Below are 19,614 nucleotides of genomic sequence, written 5' to 3'. Positions count from 1 at the left end.
AGAAGACTATGGCCGACGACATCACCGAGACCAGCCAGACTGTTGCCGCCGGCCAGCTGCGCGCCTTCATCGAACGCATCGAGCGGCTCGAGGAAGAGAAAAAGACGATTGCCGACGACATCAAGGAAGTGTTCGCCGAGGCCAAGGGCACCGGCTTCGACACCAAGGCGATGCGGTCGATCATCCGGCTGCGCAAGAAGGACCAGGCCGAGCGGCAGGAAGAGGAATCCATTCTCGATCTGTACAAGGCCGCGCTCGGCATGGTGTGAAGGCCGGCCTCGGCGCCGGAGACGATCGCGGGAGAAGCGGTTCTGACCATGGATTCCAGCCATGAGCGAATTCGATTTTGGCGGCCGCCGCGCCTCTGAATTCCGCCAACGCAGCTTCTGGACGCTGTTCGCGGAACGGCATCCGGATGAAAGGGCTCTGCTGGCGAGGCGCGGACCGTGGTTCTGGCAGCGTGGGCTGCCCGATTTCGCATTGGTCCTTTCCATGTATGTCGCGCCTGCGCAGAATCATGTCGGCGTCTTCTTCGGCCGCAACGAGAAGTTCGGTGCCACGCAAGCCTGGTCGCGGTTGAAGCCGTTCCAGCCGGCCATCGAAGACAGGCTGAAGCTCAGGCCAGAACAAAGTTGCGACGGCCTCGGCATCAATTCGATGTGGCGGGTGAATTGTTTTGCCGAAGACAATTGGCCGGCGATGACCGACTGGCTGGTGACGGAAGCCTCGCGTTTCGAGCGCGCGATTGCCGAAGTTCTGGGTCAGGAATAAAGCAGGGTTTCCAGACGCAATCCTTAGAATCGCTCTGGTGAGCAGAGCGAGGGAGCCGGTCGATCGATGACGATCATGTCGCGCGTTGCCGCCTTCTTCCGCTCACGCTGGCTGAGCATGGTGCCGCTCGATCGGCTGTTCTGGCGCGATCTGGTTGTTGTCGGCACAGCGATCAACGTCGCGTCGTCGGTGGCGGCACTCATTCTGCTCGGGCTGAAGCTGCCGCTTGCGCTCGTCCTGGCGGTGCATTTCGCGCCGGTGCCCTACAATATCTTCCTGACCTTTGCCGTTTGGCGAACTGCCGGAAAATCGAGTGGCGCCAAGGCCTCGCTGATGACGCTTGGCGCCACGTTGTGGCTGATCCTGGTGGTCGTGGCCTGACGATCAGGCGGCCGGCTCGAATTTGAGCGCCACGCCGTTGATGCAATAGCGCAGGCCGGTCGGCGGCGGGCCGTCGTCGAAGACATGGCCGAGATGGCTGCCGCAGCGAGCGCAATGGCATTCGGTGCGGACCATGCCGTAGCTGCGGTCGACGGTGGTCTCGACCGAGCCCGGCACCGGATCGTTGAAGCTTGGCCAACCGGTGCCGCTCTCGAATTTCAGCTTGGATTCAAACAAGGGCTGGTCGCAGCCGACACAGGAAAAGGTGCCGGCGCGCTTCTCGTGCAGCAGGGCGCAGCTTCCCGGCCGCTCGGTGCCGTGGTTGCGCATCACCGCATATTGCTCAGGCGTCAGCCGGGCGCGCCATTCGGCATCGGTACGGGTGACGGGGTAGGTGTGGCTGTCCATTTTTTCCTCTTAGCTTATGTCGCTATTTGGGTTGCCTTCCCAACTTCGCCTGAAATAGGCATTTGTTACGGCGTTTGCTCGTATTTCCTATCCTGCTGCGACGAATTCCTCAGGCGATGGCCGCGAGATAGCGCGCAACCGATGCTGAAAATGCCGCCTTTGCATCTCCGATGACGTTCTGGTTCCACCATGCGCCGTAGATATGGTCGAACGTGAAAGGCTCCAGCGCGGCCTTGATGCCGAGCACTTTCGTCGCGTTGAGCGGGATATAGTTCGGATAGCTGTACATAAAGCTGACATGCCGGCGAGTCGGCGTCACCTGCAGGATGTCGCCGGCCAGCATCGCATTGCCGCCGTCGTGCTTCCAGTGCAGCACCTGGCCACCGGCAAAGTGGCCGCCGCAGCGGATGAGCGTCAGCGACGGGTTTATGGCGCGCGTCTCGCCTTCCCAGCTGATGATTGCCGGATGCGGCCGCATGATCCACTGACGATCATCGGCGTGCAGATAAATCGGCACGCCGCCAAACGCCGCGCTCCATTCGACCATTGCCGAATAATAATGGCAGTGCGAAATGGCGATGGCGGCCAGGCCGCCCCGGCGGTTGATCTCCGCCACCGCCTCGTCGCTTACCATTGAGATGCAGTCCCACAGCACATTGCCGTGCGGCGTTTGCGCCAGCAATGCGCGCTGGCCGATAGCGAAGCGCGGCTCGATGCCGAAGGCGAGCACGCCGGCATCATCCTTGATCACGAGCCGATGCCCGGCGGCGAGCTCTTCCGGCGTGGTCCAGGCCTGGCCCTCCCAGCGCACATATTGCCGCTCGTCCTCGCAGATCGGGCAATGTCGCGGCGGCGTCGCTGTCGCCGCGAACTGGACACCGCATTGCAGGCAAAGGAAACAGGTCGACCGTCCTGTTTTGCGTGGATCCATTCAGTGCTTCCTTGAAAGTTGCTTCGTCGCGGCTTCGAGGCCGGCGAGCGTCAGCGGAAACATGCGGCCGCCAAAGATATCGCGGATCATGGCAATCGAATGGGTATAGCCCCAGTTCTTCGCGTCTTCCGGATTGAGCCAAATGGCGTTCGGCCATTGCTGCAGCAGCCTGTCGAGCCAGACGGCACCGGCCTCCTTGTTCCAATGCTCGACCGAGCCGCCGGGTTGGGCGATCTCATAGGGGCTCATCGAGGCGTCGCCGACGACGATCACCTTGTAGTCGGGGCCATATTTATGGAGGAGATCGAAGGTCGGAATCACCTCGGCATGGCGGCGGCGATTGTCCTTCCACACGCCTTCGTAGAGGCAGTTGTGGAAGTAGAAATATTCGAGCTGGCGGAATTCGGCGCGGGCGGCCGAAAACAGCTCCTCGACGCTCCTGACATGGTCGTCCATCGAGCCGCCGACATCGAAGAACATCAGCAGCTTCACGGCATTGCGACGTTCGGGTTGTGTCTTAACGTCAAGATAACCGTGCTCGGCGGTGGCGTGGATGGTGCCGGGCAGGTCGAATTCCTCTTCGGCGCCTTCGCGCATCCAGCGGCGCAAGCGCTTCAACGCGACCTTGATGTTGCGGGTGCCGAGTTCGACGGCATCGTCGAAATTCCTGAACTCGCGCCTGTCCCAGACTTTTACCGCGCGGCGGTTGCGGCTCTCGTGCTGGCCGATGCGCACGCCTTCGGGATTGTAGCCATAGGCGCCGAAGGGCGAGGTGCCGCCGGTGCCGATCCATTTCGAACCGCCCTGATGCCGGCCCTTCTGCTCCTCCAACCGCTTCTTCAGCGTCTCCATCAGCTTTCCGAAGCCGCCCAGCGCCTCGATCAGCTTCTTCTCCTCGTCGGAGAGGTGCTTTTCAGCGAGCCTCCGCAGCCATTCCTCCGGGATGTTTGCGACATCGACCGCGTTTTCGCCGGCCTGCGCCTCGACACCTTTGAAGATGTGCGAAAAGACCTGGTCGAAGCGGTCGATGTGGCGCTCGTCCTTCACCAGAGCGGCGCGGGCGAGATAGTAAAAGCCCTCGACATCATAGTCGACCAGCCCGGCCTCCAGCCCCTCCAGCAGCGACAGATATTCGCGGAGCGAGACCGGAACCCGCGCTGCCTTCAGTTCGAGGAAGAAGGGGATGAACATCTCACCGTCTACAGCAGATCGTATTCGATGAAGCCGGTCCTGCGCGCCACGTGGTCGTAGAGCTTGCGTGCGGTGGTGTTGGTCTCGTGGGTCATCCAGTAGACGTTCTTGACGCCGATCTTGCCGGCTTCCTGCTTGACCGCTTCGATCAGGGCGGCGCCGACGCCCTTGCCGCGCACATCGGGGTCGGCGAACAGGTCCTGCAGATAACAGTTGTTTATCTCTGACCAGCAGGAGCGATGGTAGAGATAGTGCGTCAGGCCGACGGCCTTGCCGTCGAGGGTGGCGATGAAACCCTTCGGCTCGAACTCGCCCGCCGTGAACAGCCGCTTCCAGGTGACGGCGTAAACCTCTTCCGGCAGCTTGGTTTCGTAAAAGGTGAGGTAGGCGGTCCACAGACGCCGCCAGTTGGTATGGTCGGATTGCGCCAATGGGCGGACGGTGATCTCGGTCATTTCGTTTCCCTCTGAACTCGGCAACCCGAAGCTGCCTCCGTGCCCGGCTAGAGGCAACGGTCCAGCACCGGGAAAGCGCTGTCCGGTGACTTCGTGGGCTTCCGGCCGACCGGCCCCTCACCCCTGCCGTCTCGCCATGAAAGCCAGGCGCTCGAACAGATGCACGTCCTGTTCGTTCTTCAGCAAGGCGCCGTGCAGTTTCGGCAGCGCGTTCTTCGGGTCGGCGCGCAGGTCTTCGGGCGCGATGTCGTCGGCGACCAGCAGGCGGATCCAGTCGAGTGCCTCGGAGGTCGACGGCTTCTTCTTGAGGCCCGGCACGTCACGGATTTCATAGAATTGCGTGAGTGCGGCGCGCACCAGGTTCTGCTTGATGCCGGGATAGTGCACGTCGACGATTTTGTGCAGCGTCTCGACGTCGGGAAAGCGGATGTAGTGGAAGAAGCAGCGGCGCAGGAAGGCGTCCGGCAGCTCTTTTTCGTTGTTGGAGGTGATGATGACGATCGGCCGGACGGTGGCACGGATGGTCTCGCCGGTCTCGTAGACGAAGAACTCCATCCGATCCAGTTCCTGCAACAGATCGTTGGGGAACTCGATATCGGCCTTGTCGATCTCGTCGATCAGAAGCACGACTTTCTTGCCGGCAGCAAAGGCGTCCCACAGCTTGCCGCGCTTGATGTAATTGCGGATGTCGTTGAAGCGCTCGTCGCCGAGTTGGCTGTCGCGCAGCCGCGAGACGGCATCATATTCATAGAGGCCCTGCTGCGCCCGCGTGGTCGATTTGACGTGCCATTCGATCAGATCCAGGCCGAGCGCCGCCGCCATCTGGCGGGCAAGTTCGGTCTTGCCGGTACCGGGCTCGCCCTTGACCAGCAACGGCCGCTCCAGCGCGATCGCCGCGTTGACCGCCACCATCAGATCCTTGTCGGCAACATAGGCTGCCGTGCCTTCGAAACGCATTTTTGCTCCCGGGTTCATCGCGCGACCCTAAGGACGCGGCCTTCGCTGTGCAAGGCGCCGCTGGCAAAGCGGGGATCTTGCCGGCGCGACCTCGTCGAGCGGTTCTGCGTCGATTTAAGACTCGAAACATGTCGTCTCTCTGGCGCTTGGTCTGCCGTCTGCCTATATTGGCGGAGACGGTCTGCGCTTCCCGGCAGGAGAACATTTTCCCCGGGGCCTTAATGATCCCTAGGGAGCTGTCCCTGGGAAGACCCGTGGGTTTTCTCATACGGCGCCCACCTACTTTGTAGGTTCCCGGGATCGCTCTCTCCACCGGTTGTGTGGATCGTCACCTATCGAAAAGGCCATGTCTGGCGGATCTTGTCGTCGCGCCGCTTTGTGCGGTGCTCTCACGAACGAAAAGTTCGCCCCGCTCCTCCAAAACGTCGCTCGTAAAACTCCATTCAAATCTGACCTTTTCTAGCGTCGGCGCATGACATCCCCAAAAGACCTGAAAAAAAATCTCCGCAACCAAGCCCTCGGGCGCCGCGACGCGCTCGATCCTTTCTGGCGGGTGGAGGCAGCACTCGAAATGGCCGAGACGGCGCGCGACCGGATCACGGTCGAGCCGGGCCAGATCGTCTCAGGCTTCTGGCCGATGCGCTCGGAAGTCGACGTCCGGCCGCTGATGTTTGCCTTGCGCGAGAAGGGGGCAAGGCTCTGCCTGCCGGCCATTCTGGACAAGACCACCATCGGCTTTCGCGAGCTGGTGCGTGGCGCGCCGATGATCGACATGGGCTTCGGCACCGTCGGGCCGCATGAGGAAGCCGAGGTACTCGACCCCCAGGTCATGCTGGTGCCGCTCGCCGCCTTCGATGCGCGCGGCCACCGCATCGGTTACGGCGCCGGCTATTACGACCGGGCGATCGCGCGGCTGGCCGACAAGGGGCAGCAGCCGCGGCTGATCGGCATTGCCTTCGACTGCCAGGAGGTGGCCCTGGTGCCGGACGAGCCGCATGACGTGATCATTCCGGAAATACTCACCGAGAGCGGGTTGCGCCGGTTCGGTATCCCTTAAAATGTTCCGATCCGCTTAACGCGTTTCCAAGACATATCAGGATAGTGTTTCTGCAATACAATCCGGGTCGATGGCGCGATGGCTTTTGTCTTTATGCGATTCCTCTTGATGCCGTTCGCCCTGATCGCGGTAGCGCTGTTTGCGATGGGATTGCACGTCATCGGGACCACGCCGCATCACAAAGCCGCCTGGCATCAGACGGTCGCCACGGTGACGGATGTCGATCCCTACACCGAAACGCAGGAAAACGGCCTCACCACGGATGGCATCGATGTCGCCGTCACCTATGTGGTCAACGACGCGCCGATGACCTGGTCCGGAAAGGGAAAAATTATCGGTCTTTACAGTGCGTCCATGGGCGACAAGGTAGAATTGTACTACGACCCTGCCGATCCATCGAACCTCGATACCGCCGCAATGAAAGGCTGGCGTGGCGGGCTGTTGCTGCTTGTCGTCACCGGCGGTTTCATCGCCTTCTACGTCTGGTTCTTCTGGCTACGCGGACGGAATCCGCCGTCGCCTATGACGCCATCGCCCGTTCGCGCAGCGGGCGCGAGCGCAAAGCCGCAACGGCAGCGCGCCACTTTCGGCCGACATTAGAACCAATCGCGGGTACCGCTTGCCTAGCGTCCATGGCTCTGGATAGAAGTGCGCATGAGACTTCTCTTTCTCGGCGACATGGTCGGCAAGACAGGACGTACGGCGGTGTGGGAACAGCTGCCCGGCCTGATTTCGGATTTCAAGCTCGACTTCGTCATCGTCAATGGCGAGAACGCCGCCGGAGGCTTCGGCATCACCGAGGAAATTTTTCGTGAGACGATCTCGGCCGGCGCCGATGTCGTCACCACCGGCAACCACGTCTGGGACCAGCGCGATGCGCTGATTTTCGCGCCGCGCGAAGAGCGCTTCCTGCGTCCGTCCAATTTCCCCAAGGGTACGCCGGGGCGCGGCTCAGGCGTCTACATCGCCAGGAACGGCGCGCGCGTGCTGGTCGCCAACATCATGGGCCGGGTGTTCATGCATCCCGAGCTCGACGATCCGTTCCAGGCCGGCGAGCGCGAACTTGCCGCTTGTCCGCTTGGCGAGCAGGCCGATGCGATCGTCATCGATTTCCATGCCGAGGCGACCTCGGAAAAAATGTGCTTCGCTCATTTCGTCGACGGCCGTGCCAGCCTTGTTGTCGGCACCCATACGCATCAGCCGACCGGCGATCACCAGATCCTCAATGGCGGCACCGGTTATATTTCCGATGCCGGCATGTGCGGCGATTACGATTCCTCGCTCGGCATGGACAAGGAGGAGCCGCTCAACCGGTTCTTGTCCAAGGTGCCGAAAGGCCGCTTCGAGGCGTCGACCGGACCGGCGACATTGTGCGGCGTCGGCGTCGACATTTCCGACCGTAGCGGCCTGACCGAACGGATCGCGCCGTTTCGCCGCGGCCCGCGGCTGGAGGAAACGGCTCCATCCTTCTGGTCGTGACATTGATATGGACGCTTGCAATACCCAATTGCCGGCGAAACTGCTCTAGATCGTAGAGGGGACGACCTCCATGCAGCTAGTCGAATTCCTGGCGCCGCAATTCGCCTTTGTCTCCGACCCGACGGCATGGGTCGCGCTGCTGACGCTGATCGTGCTGGAGGTCGTGCTCGGCATCGACAATCTGATCTTCATCTCGATCCTGACCAACAAATTGCCGGTAGCGCAGCGGGCCCGCGCCCGGCGGCTCGGCATCTCGGCCGCGCTGGTGATGCGGCTGATCCTACTGGCCACCATCTCGATCATCGTTCAACTGACGACGCCGATATTCACCGCCTTCGGCCACGGCTTTTCATGGCGCGACCTGATCCTGATCGCCGGCGGCCTGTTTCTCGTCTGGAAGGCGACCAAGGAAATCCACCACACGGTCGATCTCGATGATCACCAGGACACCATGATGGGCGAGACGCTGCAGCTTTCGCTGGCCGGCGCGATTTTCCAGATATTGCTGCTCGACCTCGTCTTCTCGATCGACTCGATCATCACCGCCGTCGGCATGACCGACGAAATCGCGATCATGTACATCGCGGTGATCGTGGCGGTGAGCGTGATGATGCTGGCGGCCGGGCCGCTGGCCGATTTCATCGCCAGGAACCCCAGCATCGTCATGCTGGCGCTCGGCTTCCTGCTGATGATCGGCATGACGCTGATCGCCGACGGCATGGGTTACCACGTGCCGAAAGGCTACATCTACGCCGCCATGGGTTTTTCGGCCTTGGTCGAAGGGCTCAACATGCTGGCTCGGCGGCGGAAGAAGGCAAAGGGCGGGGGCGGGCATTGACTTGACTCTTACAGAATTGTGCGTACAATTTTGTAAATAACGGTGCCGCCATATTGCGATTTGAATGGGATCCCGAGAAGGCCAAGCGCAACCGTGCCAAGCATGGTGTTGCGTTCGATCTCGCCGAAGATGTCTTCAAGGATCCGCTTCATCTGATTGTGCCTGACCGGTTTGAAGATGGCGAGCAAAGGTGGCATGCGATCGGGATGATCCAAGGGCTGGTGGTACTGCTCGTTGTTCACACTTATCCCGATCTCGAAGATGAGGAACGAATTCGGATTGTCGGTGCCCGGAAAGCAACGCCGCATGAAAGGAGGCGCTATGAGCAGGAAGGAACTTAGCCAAGATCAGCGCAACCAGCTCGCCAATTTGGCAGATTTGCCTGACAGCGAAATTGACACGTCCGACATTCCGGAAACTTCGGCCGAGAATTGGGTTCATGCTCGCCGAGGGCACCTCTACCGGCCACTAAAGCAGCCGGTGACCATTCGGCTTGACGCTGATGTGCTGTCCTGGTTCAAGGAGCATGTCGAAGGCGGTGGCTATCAAACGGAGATCAACCGCGTGCTCCGCCGTCATGTGCTAGAGCAGGAAAAGCGGCGTTCCTGAGCATTCGCGGTCTGTTGCCAGCCGATCTTGGCTCGCCGTTACTTAATTTGCTGGAACGTCCTTCGGGTGGCGGTCGCCGATCAGGCCGAGCATCACGCCTTGCTCCAGCCACGCCTTGGCGCCGGCGAGCACCAGCGCAAAACCGCCGGTCGAGCCGATCGCCTGCTTGACCTGCTCATCGGGGCTGCCGACAAAGCCGGAATTGCGGACCTCGACAAAGGTCGTGCCGCCCGGCATCTCGGCGAAAGTCCACACTACGGTGGTCGGCGGATCGCTCCATTGCATGACGATCTTCTTGTTATCGACGATCTCACTGACATTGACCGTCGTCGAGACGCCATACATGCGCCATTCCCAACTGATTTCCTTGCCGCTGTCCAACCTGTCGCTGCCATGGGTGAACCAGAACTTCGTCGTGATCGCCGGATCGACGAAGGCTTCGAATACGTCGGCGACCGGCCTCCTTATCAGCATGCCGGCTTCGGCGGTCGGTGTTTCGCGGATTTCCATTTCGTCCTCCTTTCCACGGCGTCGCCTGTTCACCAGGCATCGGGTTCGCGCACCAGGTGAATGATGTCGGCCGGATTGGTGATCCAGCCGCCGCGAAAGCCTTCACCCAGTGCCTCGATGGCGTCGCAGCGCACGACACCGGCCTTGGCGAGATGCTCCGCAGCGGCCGGAAAATCATCGGTGAACAGTTCCAGCCAGATCTCGGCCTGGCTCATCATCGGCGCCTCGTCGATCCACAGCCGATTGGGACCGAGTTCGAAGCCGGCGGCCGGCGGCTTGGCCGTGAATGGCTTCAGGCCGATGACGTCGCGATAGAAGGCGATCGTCGCCTGGTATTGATGCGGCGGGACCTTCATGGCGATGTTGATGCCGCCGGTGATCTTCGCGGTCATTTGCTGACTCCATTGCTCTCAGATGTTGTTCTCGTTGGCCGGCTCGCCCTTCATCTCGCTGCGGTAATAGCCGTCGCGCAGATTGATGCCGTATTCGACATAGGCCTTCATGCAGGCCAGCATCTGCGACCAGCCCTCGCAATTGAGGTAGGATTTCTTCAGGCCGACCGCGTTCTCGTGCCAGCCGGTTTCGGCGATGGTGACGAAGGTGCCGCCATCGTCGAGCGGCTCGAAATTCATCTCGATGCGGGTCTTGTAGGCTGGCTTGCCGTCGGCGTCGGTGGCATCCCAGCGCAGCACGATGCGGCTGTCTTTCTTCACCTCGTCGACCTCGACGGGAACCTTGCCCCACCAGATGACGGTGGCGCCCGCCACCAGCAGTGCGCTGGCGCCGCCGATCGTGGTGAAGTAGCCGCTAAGTTTCTTCGGATTGACGACCGCATCGAAGACTTCGGCGACGGGTTTGCCGATGCGGCCAGAAACCCTGAATCCAAGAGACATATCCACAGCTCCTTCCTTGAATGGCTCAAGGATATGTTATAGATATATAACATGTCAAGCCAATCGCGAGACGACAATGTTTTCAAGGCGCTGGCGCATCCGCGCCGGCGTGCGTTGCTGGACCGGCTGAAGGATGCGCCGCAGACCACCGGCATGTTGTGCGATGCCTTCCCCGACATGGACCGCTGCACGGTCATGCTGCACCTGAAGGTGCTGGAGGAGGCCGACCTGGTCGTGGCGCGGCGCGAGGGGCGCGAACGCTGGAACCATCTCAACGCGCTGCCGATCAAGCACATCCACGACCGCTGGATCAGTCAATATGCCACGCACGCGATCAGCATCCTCGACCGGCTGAAATCCGATCTTGAGGGATGAAAGGTTTGCCGAAGCCTGCCGATTTTCGGATCTTGAAAGCCTTGCGTGCCGGCAGCAATGGCGCGGCTGGACGAATTGAGCCGATTTATCTATAAGCCGGCCATTCCGACAGCGAGCGCCGTCCGTCCGTCAGGGACGCAGCAGGACGTTCTGAAATTTTGAATTCGAGCATTTTGCAAGATGCCGGGTGGTTCACCAGGCGGCAGATGCTCTAGCCGAGAAGATGACAGGGGTGCCATGGCTGGCCATTCACAGTTCAAGAACATCATGCACCGCAAGGGCCGCCAGGATGCGGTGCGGTCGAAGATGTTTTCCAAGCTGGCGCGCGAAATCACCGTCGCCGCCAAGAGCGGCACGCCCGATCCATCGATGAACCCGCGCCTGCGCCTTGCGGTGCAGAACGCCAAGGCGGTGTCGATGCCGAAGGACAATATCCAGCGCGCCATCAACAAGGCGTCGATGGGCGATGCCGAGACCTACGAAGCCGTGCGCTACGAGGGTTACGGGCCAGGCGGCGTCGCGCTGATCGTCGAGGCCCTGACCGACAACCGCAACCGCTCGGCGTCGAATGTGCGCGCTGCCTTCACCAAGGCGGGCGGGGCGATGGGCGAGACCGGCTCGGTATCGTTCATGTGGGACCGCGTCGGCGAGATCTACTATCCGGCATCGGCCGGCAGCGCCGAGAAGGTGATGGACGCGGCGATCGAGGCCGGTGCCGACGACGTCCAGTCGGACGAGGAAGGCCACACGATCTACTGCGCTTTCGAGAATCTCGGCGAAGTGTCGAAGGCGCTGGAAGGCGCACTCGGCGAGGCTGAATCGGTGAAGCCGATCTGGAAGCCGCAGACCAATATCGCGGTCGACGAGGAGCGGGCACAATCGCTGATGAAGCTGGTTGCGACGCTCGAGGACGACGACGACGTGCAGAGCGTCTACGCCAATTTCGAGGTCGACGAGGAGACCTTGGCGAAGCTCAGCGCGGCATGATCCAACACGCGCTGCCCACAGTCCGCATCACCTATTGCACGCAGTGCCAGTGGCTGCTCAGGGCCGGCTGGATGGCGCAGGAGCTGCTGTCGACCTTCGGCACCGATCTGGGCGAAGTGACGCTGGTGCCCGGTACCGGCGGCATCTTCACCATTTCCTGCAATGACACGCTGGTCTGGGACCGCAAGCGTGACGGCGGTTTTCCCGACGCCGCAAAGCTCAAGCAACTGGTTCGCGACGTCATCGATCCGGATCGCGATCTCGGCCATGCCGACCGCAAGGGCCATAAGTCAAAAGACCCTGCCTGACGGCCTTTTAGGACTTCCGTCCTGCATTCACCGCCATGCGAAGATGAAGCAGCCCAGCGCCATGATGGCGGTGATGGTGCGGACATGGTTCCACATCACCCAGTCCTTGAGATAGGTGGCCCACACGGCGGCGCCGTTGGCGCTTGCCGGATCGACGGCGGCCAGGGCGTTGTTGAGCGGCACGTTGAACATCATCGTCACGATCGGGTTGCCGACGAGATAGATCAGGGCGCCGGCGAGGAGCCAGAATGCACCCGGTTGGCTCCAGCCGATAAGAGCGCCGGCGGCAAGGACAAGGCAGACCAGTCCGGTGCCGAAAAGCGCGGTCATGAATGCCGGCGTAATCACGGTGATGTTGATCGAATTCATGGCGGCGATGCCGCCTCCGGCAGGCAAGCGGGCGAGCGCCGGCATGATAAAGTTGGAGAAGGCGAAGAAAACGCCGCCGACAACGCCTGAGCCAATGGCAGCGACGAAGGTGAGGGTTGGAAGCAGTTTCATGATCATGTCAGTTCCTCCGGTTTCGGGGTTCGAGCAATTTGATTGGCACGTCCACAAAATGTGAATAATCCTCATGTTTGCAAAACGTGATAAACCCTCGTATTTTGCGAGTCAAGGCAATTTGTTGATTGTTCGTCTGGAGACAGTCATGGAAGGCACCGCTGCACCGGGTTCCCGCAACGAGCAGATCGCATCGCCGCGCCGGGCGCCGAGCCAGCAGCGCAGCCGCGAGCGGGTCGAGCGCATGCTGGCCGCCGCCTCGGCGCTGATCGCCGAGCAAGGCAGCGACGCCATGCGCATGGGCGAGGTGGCCGAGAGGGCCGGCGTGTCGATCGGCTCGCTCTACCAGTTCTTCCCCGACAAGAGGGCGATCATCTGGGCGCTGGCCGAACGCTACACCGCCGAAAGCCAGGCCTGCATTGCGGCAGCGCTAGCCGAGGTCAATGACGCCGAAGGCCTGCGCCGGGCATTTTCGGAACTGGTGGATATCTACTACGGAATGTTCCTGGCGGAGCCGGTGATGCGCGACATCTGGTCGGGCACGCAGGCCGACAAGGCGTTGCGCGAACTCGAGCTTGCCGATAGCCGGGCCAACGCCGAATTCCTTACAGCCGTGCTGAAACGGCTGCGGCCATCCGCCGATCCGGAAGCGCTCGAAACGACGGCGTTTCTAATCTGGCAGATGGGCGAGGCCGCAATGCGGCTGGCGATCTCGGTCGGGCGGCAAGAAGGCGACCGGCTGGTTGCCGCCTACAAGCGGATGGCTCTGCGCGAGCTGGTCGGCGAATAGGGCCGTATTTCGCAACAAAAAACCCGCCACGAAGGCGGGTTTCTCGATCTGCGAAACGCCAATGCGGCTTAGAGGCCGAAGCCTTCGAAACGCTTCTTGAACTTCGACAGGCGGCCACCGCGGTCGAGCAGGGTCTGCTGGCCGCCGGTCCAGGCCGGATGGGTGGTCGGGTCGATGTCGAGGTTCATCGTATCGCCTTCCTTGCCCCAGGTCGAACGGGTCATGTACTCGGTGCCGTCGGTCATGACGACCTTGATGGTGTGGTAGTCGGGATGGATATCGGTCTTCATGGGTCTGTTCCTGGCTTGCCGGGTGCTGCCGACGGGCTGAAGCCTGCGTCGATGCGCCCCTTTTTAAAACTCGAAGCCGCAGCTATTGAGGAGCCACGGCTTCTAAAACGGTCGGCGAGCCTATACATCAGCCGGAATTGAATCACAAGGCCGCGGCAAGCGCATATTGATGGCGCAAACCCCAAAGGGCCAAAGGAAACGGTCATGGCGAACATCAGCGGCGATGCAGACGAGCGCAGGCGCTCGCTGAGGCCGCTGCAGCGCCTGTTTCCCTACATCACCCATTACCGCAAAATGGTCATCGGCGCGATCGTCTCACTGGCCGTCGCGGCGGCGACGACGCTGGCGCTGCCGCTGGCCGTGCGGCGGATGATCGACCACGGTTTTTCCGCTTCCGATTCCAGCTTCATTGCCGAATATTTCGCCATGCTGGTGGTGATGGCCGCCGTGCTGGCGGCGGCGTCGGCCAGCCGCTACTATTTCGTCATCACGCTCGGCGAGCGCGTCGTTGCCGATATCCGCCGCGATGTCTTTGCCCACGTCACCACGCTGTCGCCCTCCTTCTTCGACACGGCCCAGTCGGGCGAGATCGTCTCGCGGCTCGCCGCCGACACGACACAGGTCAAATCGGCCGTCGGTGCTACCGCCTCGGTGGCTTTGCGCAACGTCATCCTCGGCCTTGGCGCCGTGGCGATGATGGTCTTCACCAGCCCAAAACTGTCCGGCCTGGTCATCGCGGCCATTCCGCTAATCGTGCTGCCGCTGGTCGCCTTCGGCCGCTCGGTGCGGCGCAAGTCACGGCTGGCGCAGGATACTCTGGCCAATGCCACCGCCTACGCCAGCGAGCAGATCGGCGCGGTGCGCACCCTGCAGGCCTTCACCAACGAGAAGCTTGTAACCGGGTATTTTTCATCCGCCGTGGAAGCAGCGTTCGAAGCGGCGCGGGCCTCGATCTTTGCCCGCTCGTTTCTCACCTTCTTCGCCATCTTCATGATCTTTTCCTCGGTCGTGGCGGTGCTATGGTTCGGTTCGCGCGACGTGCTCGACGGCACGCTGTCGCCAGGCACGCTTGGCCAATTCCTGCTCTATTCGGTGTTCGCCGCCGGCGCGCTCGGCGCCCTGTCGGAAGTCTGGGGCGAACTGTCCCAGGCAGCGGGCGCTGCCGAACGGCTGACCGAGATCCTGGCCGAGAAACCGGCGATCCAGGCGCCCGCCGATCCGAAGCCGCTGCCGGCAAAGGCGAGAGGCGCGATCAGTTTCGACGATGTCTCCTTCTCCTATCCGGCCCGGCCCGACCGCGCCGCCGTCCATGGCCTGAGCTTTCAGGTCAAACCCGGTGAGACGGTGGCGATCGTCGGGCCATCCGGCGCCGGCAAGAGCACGGTGTTTTCGCTGCTTCTACGCTTCTACGATCCGGAGGCCGGCAGGACCGTCATCGACGGGGTCGATCTGCGCGAGGCCGATCCGGCCGCGATCCGCGCGCGCATCGCCATCGTGCCGCAGGACGTCACCATCTTTGCCGCAAGCGCGCGCGACAATATCGGCTTTGGCCGGCCTGGCGCCAGCCAGGCCGAGATCGAGGCGGCGGCGAAGGACGCGCTTGCCGACGAGTTCATCCTGAAACTCGAAAAGGGCTATGACAGCCAGGTCGGCGAGCGCGGCGTGACGCTGTCGGGCGGCCAGCGCCAGCGCGTGGCGATCGCCCGCGCGATTCTGCGCGATGCGCCCATCCTGCTGCTCGACGAGGCGACCTCGGCGCTAGATGCCGAAAGCGAGACGCTGGTGCAGACGGCGCTGGACCGGCTGATGCAGGGCCGCACCACGATCGTCATCGCCCATCGGCTGGCAACCGTGCTGAAGGCCGATCGCATCCTGGTCATGGATGGCGGCCGCATCGTCGAGGAAGGCACGCATCAGAGCCTGGTCGCCAAGGGCGGCATCTATGCGCGGCTTGCCAAGCTGCAGTTCGACACCGGGGCGAATGCTTTCAGGGGCGCGGCCGAGTAGCATCGCTCCATCCCGATGAAATCGGGATGAGGCTCCATCTTCTTGTTTGACCATGATCTTTTCCGAAAACCGGCATCCACTTTTCGGGATCATGGTGCCCAGCGGCCGCCGAGTTTCTTCAGCTACCGAAAGCTCGGCGTTTGCCGCGTCGATAGGCTATGAACAGGGGAACGCCGACAAGCAACGACAACAAAAGCATGCTGGCGACGGTCTGTCGCTGCTCCTTTGCCGGATCGCTGAGCTGCACATCGGCAGGCGGCTCTTCATAGGTAAAATCGTACTGCCAGCGAACCTGGTCTGCGAGGTCATCGACGGTTTTCAGATAATCGGCAATCGCCTTGGCCGGTACTTCAGTCGCCAGCGTCTGAAAGTTCCATTCAACTTGAAATTCGGTGGGCGTGTTGGACCAGGATGCCTTGAGAGACAGATAGGGCGTCACGACGTTTTTCATCGACTCGCCGGAAAACCTCGCCTTGAGGTTGCGCACGGTCACCTTGTGGCGGCGGTAGAACTGGGGGCCGAGGGAGACGGGCCCGGTTCGGTCGACGATTGTCGGGGTTGGAAGAGAGTTGTTGCCGAGATCGGCCGCGCGGATCGGGAAATTCTTTGCCAGATCGTTGGCCGCCAGCGCCTCCGCCGGCAAGCGATAACTTTCCTTCACGCTCACTATGTTGCCGTCGCGGCGATCCACGATTTCCGGCTTGGCGATGGTTTGGATGCCCGGATATTGCTTGTTGTAGTATTTCAGGTAGGCGTCCGACACCTCGCTCAGCGACCTGCTGGCGAAATTGCCGCGCATCCAATCGGCATCGGCGTCCTCATATGTCGAGAAGACCGTCAGCACGAGGGGATCGCCCGGTTTCCGCGGAAAGTCGAATTCCTCGGCGATCTGGATCGATGGGCTGGTAAGCACAGGGCTCGGCATCTTCTCCAACCCGCCGGTGCTGGAAAGCGGCAGCGCGAAGCCGTAGTCGGGCTGTGCGAGATTGTGCGCCCTGCCGCCCTGAAGATAGTTCGTGGCGTCCAGCCAATATGTCTTTGCTCCGATCCTTGCCTTGACGATGGCATGGTCGAAATCGCGGAGCGCCGGCAGATGCTGGTCCAGGGCCCGTCCCTCGTCGAGATCGGCCAAGGCGACCTCGGCAGCAATGCCAAGCCGCACAAGCGACGAAACCAGCAGCAGGGCCTTGTCCTTGCAGTCACCAAACCCGCTCAGGATGACCGTCGCGGGATCACGCGGAACGTAGGAACCGGCACCCATCGACAGGCTTACATAGCGGATCTGGTCCTGCACCAACCGCATTGCCTCGACCATCCGGTCTTCGGGCACCGGATGCCGCAGAGCGATGTCGTCGAGCTTTGCGGCAAAAGCCGAGGGAAAAACGGTCGCTGGCTTGTAATAGGGCGCAACGGCATCGACCACACTTTGCCAATTCGCGGTAGACGCGACATCGATGGAGCCCCAGCCTGGATAGGTCACGGGCAGGTTGTCCTCGACATTGACCGGTTTCGGGTTTGAGATTTCCCACAGATAGGTGATGTCCGGCCCAGTCGGGGAGATTGAGGGCTTAAGTCGGGTTCCCCTTGTCTTGATCTGAAGCGGCTGGCCCGAGGGCCAAATGATGCTTGTGCGGATAAGCGCTACCGGCTCTTCCCATTCGGTGGAGAAATTCTTGAAGAAAAGGTCCTTGCCGACCAGCGGTGTTACTTCGTAGGTCGACCCGTAATCGACGATGTCGCCGGCACGCACGTCATCGATGTTGACATGTGCTGTCAGCCAGCCGTCGAAGACGCCTTTCTCGGCGTCTCTTTCCCTGCGGAAGATGTCGAATCCGACGCCTTCCAGCCGGTCCAAAACGGCACCATCGCGGATGATGTGAAGATGGTTGAGCGTGACCTTGTGCCGGGACGGATCGAACTGCAGATCGATACTCGCGCCACGATCCAGGCCGGGACGGTCGACGATTTTATAGACGGTGCGCGAGTACTCGACATAGCCGCCGGCGCGATGCTTGATCTGGTCGTCCGAGAGCAGCCATGAAACGCCATTCTTGATTTGATCCGATCGGGTGGGATCGGCAGCCGGAATATCAAGCTGCTTTACCCAGCTTTCTGCCGGACCCTTGAGAACCATGTCGTCGGACATGGCCGGAGAACTCAGGCCGATCAATAAGATGAAAAATACCAAGCGGGGCCAGAAAGACTTCATCCTATGAAAACTGTAACAGACAGACATCTACGCTCGCCCAACTTGGAAGAACTCCTTTTTCAGAGGCTTTCCCACCAAAGTAAAGGCCAGTTTCGCGGATTTCTGCAAGTCACCGCGGCAAGAACCTGGAATAGACGAAGCGGCTCAGTTACCGTACCGCTTCTTCAGATGGTCAGTGAAATGTGCGGCATCGAGCTTTTCGCCGGTAGCGCGTTCGAGCAGTTCCGGTGTCGACCAGCGCGAGCCTTGCGACCAGATCCTTTTGCGGCGCCAGTCGTTGATCGCGGCGAAATCTCCCTTGGCGAGGTCTTCGTCGGCTGAAGGATGATCCCTGGTCAGCGCCGCCCATTGCTGCGCCGCCATCATGGCGCCCAGCGTGTAGGAGGGGAAATAGCCGAAGGCGGCACCCGGCCAGTGGACGTCCTGCATCGGACCGTCAGCCGGATTGTCTGATGTCGACAGGCCGAGATAATCGCGCATCTTGGCATCCCAGGCTTCGGGCAGGTCGGCTGCTTCCAGCCGTCCCGAGACAAGCTCCTGCTCCAGCTCGTAGCGCAGGATGACGTGCAGCGGATAGGTGACCTCGTCGGCATCGACGCGGATCAGGCCGCGCTCGACCCGGTGTACATGCGGCAGGATGTCGTCGATCGTCCAGCTCTCGCCGAGGTGTCTTTCGACCACCGGCAGCGCCCAGCGCCAGAATTCTGGATTGCGGCCGATCTGCTTTTCGACGAACAGGCTCTGGCTTTCATGCACCGCCATGCCGCGCGCTCTGCCCAGAGGCCAGTGCGCCCACGCCTTCGGCAGGTTCTGCTCGTACAGCGCATGGCCGGTCTCGTGCAGCACGCCCATCAGCGCCGACAGGAAATCCGAGGTCTTGTAGCGGGTGGTGATGCGCACGTCGCTCGGCACGCCGCCGCAGAAGGGATGGTGCGAAACCGACAGCGAGCCGTGGGTGAGGTCGAAGCCGACCGCCGCCATCATGGCGAGGCCAAGCTCGCGCTGCTTGTCCAAGGGGTATCTGCCGGAAAGCGGCTTCAGCGGATGTTTCGCCAGCCGCTCTTCCTGCACGGCCAGTGCCTCCGGCACGAAGCCTTTCAGGAAGGTCTTCAACTCGACAAACACAGGCGTGATGTCGGCGGCGCGATTGCCCGGGTCATATTGCTCCATGAGCGCGTCGTAAGGCTCGAGCCCGAGCACCTCGGCGCGAAGGGCCGCCTCCTCGCGGACCAGCGCCACGACGCCTTCGAGCGCCGGTAGGAAACCCGCCCAGTCGTTCTTGGCGCGCAGGTCGCGCCAGAGCTGCTCGGAGCGCATGCGCGCGGTCGTCTGGCGCTCGACGAACTCGACCGGCAGGCAGGTCAGGTTGGTGTATTGCCGGCGGAATTCCCTGACCGCGGCCTGCTGCTCTTCGTTCAGCGCCTCCTGCTCGGCCGCCGCGATCCAGTCGGCAATCTCCGGCGCAGTCGCCCGGGCATGGTGCATGCCCGCAAGCGCCGACATTGCCTCTGCGCGCTTCTCGCCGCCGCCGACCGCCATATGGGTCGCCTCGTCGGCGCCGAGGATGGCGAGGGCGTGTTCCAGCGCTTCGAGCTTGTGGCCGAGGTCGTCGAGTTTTTGAAAGGACATTGTGGGTTCCGCTGATTTGACGGCGGGAAAAGATACCA

General features: G+C 61.7%; 26 protein-coding genes and 1 other RNA gene. 15 read left to right on the top strand and 12 right to left on the bottom strand.

Features of this window, described 5'->3' with window-relative positions:
* Positions 1-8: 8 nt before the first annotated feature.
* The 3 genes from NKI52_RS01970 (at position 9) to NKI52_RS01960 (ending at position 1,152) form a co-directional block, all read left to right on the top strand.
* Entirely contained in the window at positions 9-269 is a 261-nt protein-coding gene (locus NKI52_RS01970) for a DUF2312 domain-containing protein (protein WP_023719653.1), read from the top strand.
* A 61-nt stretch (positions 270-330) separates the two neighbouring features.
* A complete protein-coding gene (locus NKI52_RS01965; protein WP_352574668.1) occupies positions 331-771 on the top strand; it encodes a hypothetical protein in 441 nt (146 codons plus the stop codon).
* 66 nt (positions 772-837) lie between these two features.
* Positions 838-1,152: a hypothetical protein gene (locus NKI52_RS01960; protein ID WP_352696881.1), complete on the top strand. Its 315-nt coding sequence runs from the start codon at positions 838-840 to the stop codon at positions 1,150-1,152.
* Between the two features lie 3 nt (positions 1,153-1,155).
* Here the strand turns inward: NKI52_RS01960 and msrB are convergent, their stop codons facing one another.
* From msrB to NKI52_RS01935, 5 genes are all read right to left on the bottom strand, one after another.
* The gene (gene msrB, locus NKI52_RS01955; RefSeq protein ID WP_352489224.1) at positions 1,156-1,560 is read right to left on the bottom strand and encodes a peptide-methionine (R)-S-oxide reductase MsrB; all 405 of its coding nucleotides are present in this window, start codon (positions 1,558-1,560) and stop codon (positions 1,156-1,158) included.
* A 109-nt stretch (positions 1,561-1,669) separates the two neighbouring features.
* Positions 1,670-2,491, bottom strand: coding sequence for an MBL fold metallo-hydrolase (locus tag NKI52_RS01950; RefSeq protein ID WP_352574673.1), 822 nt, complete (start codon positions 2,489-2,491; stop codon positions 1,670-1,672).
* On the bottom strand, positions 2,492-3,682 hold the full coding sequence (locus NKI52_RS01945; RefSeq protein ID WP_352574675.1) for a vWA domain-containing protein: 1,191 nt from the start codon (positions 3,680-3,682) through the stop codon (positions 2,492-2,494).
* 8 nt (positions 3,683-3,690) lie between these two features.
* Positions 3,691-4,137, bottom strand: a complete 447-nt coding sequence (locus tag NKI52_RS01940; RefSeq protein WP_352677995.1) for a GNAT family N-acetyltransferase — start codon at positions 4,135-4,137, stop codon at positions 3,691-3,693.
* Positions 4,138-4,254: 117 nt separating this feature from the next.
* On the bottom strand, positions 4,255-5,094 hold the full coding sequence (locus NKI52_RS01935) for an AAA family ATPase (protein WP_023678038.1): 840 nt from the start codon (positions 5,092-5,094) through the stop codon (positions 4,255-4,257).
* Between the two features lie 175 nt (positions 5,095-5,269).
* On the opposite strand from NKI52_RS01935, the gene ssrS reads away from it, so the two are divergent.
* The 7 genes from ssrS to NKI52_RS01900 all read left to right on the top strand — a co-directional run bounded on the left by ssrS (position 5,270) and on the right by NKI52_RS01900 (position 9,077).
* Positions 5,270-5,425, top strand: a non-coding RNA gene (ssrS, locus tag NKI52_RS01930) — 6S RNA.
* A gap of 141 nt (positions 5,426-5,566) precedes the next feature.
* Positions 5,567-6,151 carry a 5-formyltetrahydrofolate cyclo-ligase gene (locus NKI52_RS01925; protein WP_352696878.1) on the top strand — a complete coding sequence of 195 codons (585 nt, stop codon included), beginning with the start codon at positions 5,567-5,569 and terminating at the stop codon, positions 6,149-6,151.
* A 78-nt stretch (positions 6,152-6,229) separates the two neighbouring features.
* Positions 6,230-6,751 (top strand): DUF3592 domain-containing protein, encoded by a 522-nt coding sequence (locus NKI52_RS01920; protein ID WP_352696876.1) that lies wholly within the window; start codon positions 6,230-6,232, stop codon positions 6,749-6,751.
* A gap of 54 nt (positions 6,752-6,805) precedes the next feature.
* Positions 6,806-7,630, top strand: a complete 825-nt coding sequence (locus tag NKI52_RS01915; protein ID WP_023678036.1) for a TIGR00282 family metallophosphoesterase — start codon at positions 6,806-6,808, stop codon at positions 7,628-7,630.
* Positions 7,631-7,700: 70 nt separating this feature from the next.
* Positions 7,701-8,468: a TerC family protein gene (locus tag NKI52_RS01910; protein WP_352696874.1), complete on the top strand. Its 768-nt coding sequence runs from the start codon at positions 7,701-7,703 to the stop codon at positions 8,466-8,468.
* A gap of 53 nt (positions 8,469-8,521) precedes the next feature.
* On the top strand, positions 8,522-8,809 hold the full coding sequence (locus NKI52_RS01905; protein ID WP_352569573.1) for a BrnT family toxin: 288 nt from the start codon (positions 8,522-8,524) through the stop codon (positions 8,807-8,809).
* Positions 8,790-9,077: a BrnA antitoxin family protein gene (locus tag NKI52_RS01900; protein ID WP_352450852.1), complete on the top strand. Its 288-nt coding sequence runs from the start codon at positions 8,790-8,792 to the stop codon at positions 9,075-9,077. Before NKI52_RS01905 ends, NKI52_RS01900 begins: the two co-directional genes overlap by 20 nt.
* 42 nt (positions 9,078-9,119) lie before the next feature.
* Here NKI52_RS01900 and NKI52_RS01895 read toward each other — a convergent pair whose 3' ends face one another.
* Genes NKI52_RS01895 through NKI52_RS01885 form a run of 3 tightly spaced genes read right to left on the bottom strand, consistent with a single transcriptional unit; the run spans position 9,120 to position 10,480 of the window.
* Entirely contained in the window at positions 9,120-9,587 is a 468-nt protein-coding gene (locus tag NKI52_RS01895; protein WP_352696872.1) for an SRPBCC family protein, read from the bottom strand.
* Between the two features lie 29 nt (positions 9,588-9,616).
* Entirely contained in the window at positions 9,617-9,979 is a 363-nt protein-coding gene (locus tag NKI52_RS01890; protein WP_352634242.1) for a VOC family protein, read from the bottom strand.
* A gap of 18 nt (positions 9,980-9,997) precedes the next feature.
* Positions 9,998-10,480 carry an SRPBCC domain-containing protein gene (locus NKI52_RS01885; RefSeq protein WP_352574684.1) on the bottom strand — a complete coding sequence of 161 codons (483 nt, stop codon included), beginning with the start codon at positions 10,478-10,480 and terminating at the stop codon, positions 9,998-10,000.
* 51 nt (positions 10,481-10,531) lie between these two features.
* On the opposite strand from NKI52_RS01885, the gene NKI52_RS01880 reads away from it, so the two are divergent.
* From NKI52_RS01880 to NKI52_RS01870, 3 genes are all read left to right on the top strand, one after another.
* Positions 10,532-10,855: an ArsR/SmtB family transcription factor gene (locus NKI52_RS01880; protein WP_023678030.1), complete on the top strand. Its 324-nt coding sequence runs from the start codon at positions 10,532-10,534 to the stop codon at positions 10,853-10,855.
* 237 nt (positions 10,856-11,092) lie between these two features.
* On the top strand, positions 11,093-11,842 hold the full coding sequence (locus NKI52_RS01875) for a YebC/PmpR family DNA-binding transcriptional regulator (RefSeq protein WP_023678028.1): 750 nt from the start codon (positions 11,093-11,095) through the stop codon (positions 11,840-11,842).
* Positions 11,839-12,150, top strand: a complete 312-nt coding sequence (locus tag NKI52_RS01870; protein ID WP_352454914.1) for an Rdx family protein — start codon at positions 11,839-11,841, stop codon at positions 12,148-12,150. Before NKI52_RS01875 ends, NKI52_RS01870 begins: the two co-directional genes overlap by 4 nt.
* Before the next feature lie 27 nt (positions 12,151-12,177).
* Here NKI52_RS01870 and NKI52_RS01865 read toward each other — a convergent pair whose 3' ends face one another.
* Positions 12,178-12,657 carry an anthrone oxygenase family protein gene (locus NKI52_RS01865; RefSeq protein ID WP_352454913.1) on the bottom strand — a complete coding sequence of 160 codons (480 nt, stop codon included), beginning with the start codon at positions 12,655-12,657 and terminating at the stop codon, positions 12,178-12,180.
* Between the two features lie 142 nt (positions 12,658-12,799).
* Here NKI52_RS01865 and NKI52_RS01860 point away from each other — a divergent pair, with 142 nt between their 5' ends.
* Positions 12,800-13,441, top strand: coding sequence for a TetR family transcriptional regulator (locus tag NKI52_RS01860; protein WP_352454912.1), 642 nt, complete (start codon positions 12,800-12,802; stop codon positions 13,439-13,441).
* A gap of 68 nt (positions 13,442-13,509) precedes the next feature.
* On the opposite strand, the gene rpmE is transcribed toward NKI52_RS01860, so the two are convergent.
* On the bottom strand, positions 13,510-13,731 hold the full coding sequence (rpmE, locus tag NKI52_RS01855) for a 50S ribosomal protein L31 (RefSeq protein WP_006327661.1): 222 nt from the start codon (positions 13,729-13,731) through the stop codon (positions 13,510-13,512).
* 204 nt (positions 13,732-13,935) lie between these two features.
* Between rpmE and NKI52_RS01850 the strand changes: the two genes are divergently transcribed.
* Positions 13,936-15,738, top strand: coding sequence for an ABC transporter transmembrane domain-containing protein (locus NKI52_RS01850; protein WP_352644580.1), 1,803 nt, complete (start codon positions 13,936-13,938; stop codon positions 15,736-15,738).
* A gap of 118 nt (positions 15,739-15,856) precedes the next feature.
* Here NKI52_RS01850 and NKI52_RS01845 read toward each other — a convergent pair whose 3' ends face one another.
* Together NKI52_RS01845 and NKI52_RS01840 are read right to left on the bottom strand one after the other, a co-directional pair.
* Positions 15,857-17,884 (bottom strand): DUF3857 domain-containing protein, encoded by a 2,028-nt coding sequence (locus NKI52_RS01845; RefSeq protein WP_352696868.1) that lies wholly within the window; start codon positions 17,882-17,884, stop codon positions 15,857-15,859.
* Positions 17,885-18,091: 207 nt separating this feature from the next.
* Entirely contained in the window at positions 18,092-19,576 is a 1,485-nt protein-coding gene (locus NKI52_RS01840; protein WP_352454909.1) for a carboxypeptidase M32, read from the bottom strand.
* Positions 19,577-19,614 lie beyond the last annotated feature (38 nt).

The organism is Mesorhizobium sp. M0590 (assembly GCF_040320905.1).
In the GTDB taxonomy this organism is placed as follows: Bacteria; Pseudomonadota; Alphaproteobacteria; order Rhizobiales; family Rhizobiaceae; genus Mesorhizobium.
The sequence above is the reverse complement of the archived record's forward strand: the minus strand, read 5'-3'. Positions and strand labels throughout refer to the sequence as shown.